At 29.1% G+C, this 4051-nt stretch carries 4 protein-coding genes and 1 pseudogene; all 5 read left to right on the top strand.

What is annotated here, in order from left to right; genetic code table 11:
- Window positions 1-246 (top strand): transposase (locus B0A58_RS15320; protein WP_165766333.1); only part of this gene is annotated, 246 nt, incomplete at its 5' end.
- Between the two features lie 24 nt (window positions 247-270).
- Window positions 271-2322 carry a glycosyl hydrolase 108 family protein gene (locus B0A58_RS16695; protein ID WP_207758864.1) on the top strand — a complete coding sequence of 684 codons (2052 nt, stop codon included), beginning with the start codon at window positions 271-273 and terminating at the stop codon, window positions 2320-2322.
- A 4-nt stretch (window positions 2323-2326) separates the two neighbouring features.
- Complete coding sequence (locus B0A58_RS15310; protein WP_089081766.1) at window positions 2327-3094, top strand: hypothetical protein; 768 nt, start codon at window positions 2327-2329, stop codon at window positions 3092-3094.
- A gap of 5 nt (window positions 3095-3099) precedes the next feature.
- Window positions 3100-3669, top strand: a complete 570-nt coding sequence (locus tag B0A58_RS15305) for a hypothetical protein (protein ID WP_089081765.1) — start codon at window positions 3100-3102, stop codon at window positions 3667-3669.
- A gap of 12 nt (window positions 3670-3681) precedes the next feature.
- Window positions 3682-4051 (top strand): annotated as a pseudogene (locus B0A58_RS15300) (IS1595 family transposase); the annotation flags it as partial.

The following is a 4051-nucleotide window of genomic DNA, read 5'->3' as shown; positions in this document are numbered from 1 at the left end:
TTAAAACAAGAAATAAGCCAACCTACGGTAAATTTCAAACAAATTAACAACATCATTCAACAACTAAAATCTGGATTACGAACAATACAAACTCACGTTAGTAAACATCATTTACAAAAATATTTAAACGAATATTTTTATCGATTAAATAGATCAATATATAAAGAAACAATTTTTGATAATCTAATAAAAAGAATGATAAATCACGAATGGGTAGGATGGAAATTAATTGTAGCTCCTAAGTAAGTAACTCGAAAAAGTTTTAAACTTATGCCAAGTTTTGATAAAATGGCAAAAGCCTTTCAAACAAATGGTGGCGAAGGTAAACTACACGAATATTATGTAACAGCATCTTTGAGAAATTTACAAAGTGCAAGCAACAATATAGATGTGAACGCACTAGAAGAGCCAGCACCGCCAGTTAAGAAAAAAATACCAGTGCAAGACCCTAAAAAACCAAAACCAAATGTGCCAAAGCCAAGCACACCAACACAACCATCGGTAAAAAAAGAGATTACCGATGTAAAAATCTTCAAAACCTCCGACATCACTTTGAAAGTCCACGTTTATTACAACGGATTGCAAGGCAAAAAAATTCGTTTTAAATTAATGGAAGACGACGGTGGTTATTTGGTAGATGATGAGTTGATAAACCAGGTATTTGACCTACCAAAAAACAGCGATTGTATGTATATTGACATCGATTTAAAAAAGGTGTCAAAAAGCAAAGGCGATGATACTTTTGAAGGCTGGGAACAAGAACTTTTTGTGGATATAGAAGTGTTGGAAACCCACTCGCACACAAAAACAGCAACCTTAAATGTTAATAATTCTGGGTTTGGTACTGATCCTGTGGATGATAGTAATAAGGTGGTGAAAGTTGGGGCTACAGAAAAAACAGAAGGAAAATCTTGTGGTGAAAAATATTGCATTAAAAAAGGAGATAAGAGCGAACTCATAAGAGAAATTAATATTCGTTTAGCTGGGTTTGGTGGAAACGTACCAACAGATGAGTTTACAGACCGTACCGAAAAAATGATAAAACAGTTTCAACGAGATTATATGAAAGTCCCTGAAACAGGTAAAGTTTGTGGTAATGTGTTGAAAGCGATTGATGAGTTTTCAACCAAATATAATTTTACTTTTGATCAAGTAAAATGTAAGTGTGGAACTTGCACAGGTTTTGGAGATAATAGTAATAAAGGACTTTATTTGAAAAACTTAAAAGATGAGGGGCATCATAGGTATGAATACCCAGGATTACACAGAAGTTTACTTTCTTCAGTTAGAGCAGTAATATTTTATTTAGCAAAAGATGGAAGATTCTCATTGAATAAAATTAATTCTGGTTATAGATGCAGATTCCATGAAGAATATTTAAAAAAACCAACAACTAATCACATGGGTAAAGCTTTAGATTTACACTTTAATGATAGTAAGGGTAAAAGGACAAGGACAACAGCTGATATGAATACTATCCGTAAAGATGTATTTAATAAATATTTGGGAGCTAAATGGGATTGGAAAGAAGGCAATATATTTAATTTAGAATCTGAAGCCGTTGGAGCATTAACTTGGGTTCATTATGATGTACGAGAGTTCAGTTCAATTTATCATGATGATAAATATTTTGTAAAAACTTTAGCAGATTTAAATGGAAAGTCTATTGTAAGTCTTGCTAATGAGCTAGGTTTTGAAAAGACTTGTATTTGTTTTGGAGGAGGAAATAAATCTGAACCAAATGTTAACAAACCAGTTGTTGCAGGTTCTTGTGAAGATAAATTTAAAAAAGTTGCCCCTATTATATTGAAACATGAGGGAGGATATGTAAATGATCCTGATGATTCTGGAGGAGAAACAAATAAAGGTATTACAATAGGCACTTTTAAACAATATGCTAAAGAAGATTTGGGTATTGAACCGACATCAGAAAATTTAAAAAAAATAACTGATGATCAAGCTACAATAATATACAGAAAGCGCTATTGGGAACCAAAAGGATTTTGTAAAATTGAAGATGATAAAGTAAGTCTAATGATTTATGATTGGACAATAACTTCTGGAGGAGCAGCGAAAAAAGTTCAAGAATTGTTGATTGATGAGTTTGATAAAAAGATAACTGCTGATGGTGGTATTGGTTCAAAGACTATTGAAGCGATCAATAGCGTTGAGGACCAAGATAAATTGCTTAAAAGAATTGGAGCAATTAGAAAGGAATACTATACTAACTTAGCCATTAAAGATGGTAAGCATACTAAAAATTATAAATTTTTAGATGGTTGGCATAATAGAGTTGATGATTGTTTAAACATAAAATTATAAGAAAATGACTAAAACATTTAATTTGATATTTCTTTTTGTATTTTTTATATTTAGTAAAAATAGAACTACTTTAAATAATGATAAAACTGATGTTGTTAATTTCAATATCGAGAATACAGTTAATAATGATTTTAATGGCACTTGGAATTATGAGTTTAATTCAGAAGAAAATGAATTACTTAATAAAACTTTTGAGTTAAAGTTGATTGCAGAAAAAGATATTATTAAAGGGCAATATTGTGCAGTGGCTAAAAATGGGCGTAAAATTGATTGTAATGACAAGATTAGCTATAATATTACAGGAAAAATAAAAGATGATATTGCCTATGTAGATTTTAAAGGTTTCTTAGATACTAAAGCAAGTGGTAAAGCTAAAATCTATTTTGATAGTCAAAATATTATCTGGGAAATAATTAGTATAAAAGGAGAAGTTTTTGCTCCTAAAAAAGCTACTTTAATACCTATGAAATCTTATGAAAATAATGTTGAAGGATTATATGTTTTAAAAACTTGTGAAAATTCAAGGTTTAAAATAAAAATTGAAAAAAATTCAGGAGGTTATTCATTTTTAATTTATGATAAAAATAAAATAATTTCAAAAGGTAAAGTTAAGAAACAAGAAGTAGAAGGTTCTACTTATTTATCTTTTGGAAAAATAGAAGGACAATATGAAAATGATAAAATTCAAATACAAAATTATGGAAATTCTATAAATGAATATATTCATTTTACACAATGTGAAGAAAAATATTTATCCTTTGTAAAACAATAATACTTATGTTAAAAAATAAAAACTTAGTCTTTACTTTTATTATAATAACTAGTTTGTTATTTGTTAAATGTAAAAAAGATGGAGCATCAAAAGTAGATGAAAAACTAATTACTATTGATACTATTTCAACTAAAACAATAGATAATGTAAAACCAGTTGAATCAAAAAAAGATGCTACAGCCTCAGATGACAATGATTGTATTGTTAAAAGCGAATTAATATTGCCGTACAATCAAAAAATAGACATCAAAACAGTTAAATATAATAATCTTAATTGCTCTATTTTTGGGATTGATGAATATTTTTGTGGTGAAAAAAGCGTAAGATATATCCCTTTGCCTACTTTTAAAAACATAAACGTAATAATTGTTCCTATGGATTGTGGAGATTTTAATTATAGATTTTTTCTTCTAACAATTTTAGATAATAAAGTAATTTCAAAGCAATATGTTGAAGGCGAATGGTACGAGCCAGGAGATGATAGTTATAAAGAAATTACAAACTTTATGATAGATAAAGATTATAATATATGCTTATCCGCTTGTTTTCCTAATAAAAATAACTTAATTTTATAGAAAAATTTCCCTATGAATATTTTAGATTTTTATAAAGTATATCCAGATGAAGAGAGTTGTAAGAATAAATTCAAAGCAATTCGAGATAAAGAAGGAATTGTTTTCAGAAAGTGTAATAATGCCACACATTATTGGAAACAAGACCGTGATCAATATGAATGTAAAAAGTGTAGAAATAGAATCACTTTACGCTCAGGAACTGTTATGGAAAACAGTAAATTGTCTTATCAGTATTGGTTTATAGCAATGCATTTACTGACATGCACTAAGAAAAGTTTCTCAGCTAAAGAAATGCAACGTCAATTAGGACATAAACGATATGAACCTATTTGGGCAATGATGCACAAGATACGATCAGTTATGGGATTGCGTGATGATCAGC

The sequence above is a fragment of the Flavobacterium branchiophilum NBRC 15030 = ATCC 35035 genome (assembly GCF_002217205.1).
GTDB classification, from domain to species: domain Bacteria; phylum Bacteroidota; class Bacteroidia; order Flavobacteriales; family Flavobacteriaceae; genus Flavobacterium; species Flavobacterium branchiophilum.
This window is presented reverse-complemented; position numbering and strand designations above follow the sequence as displayed.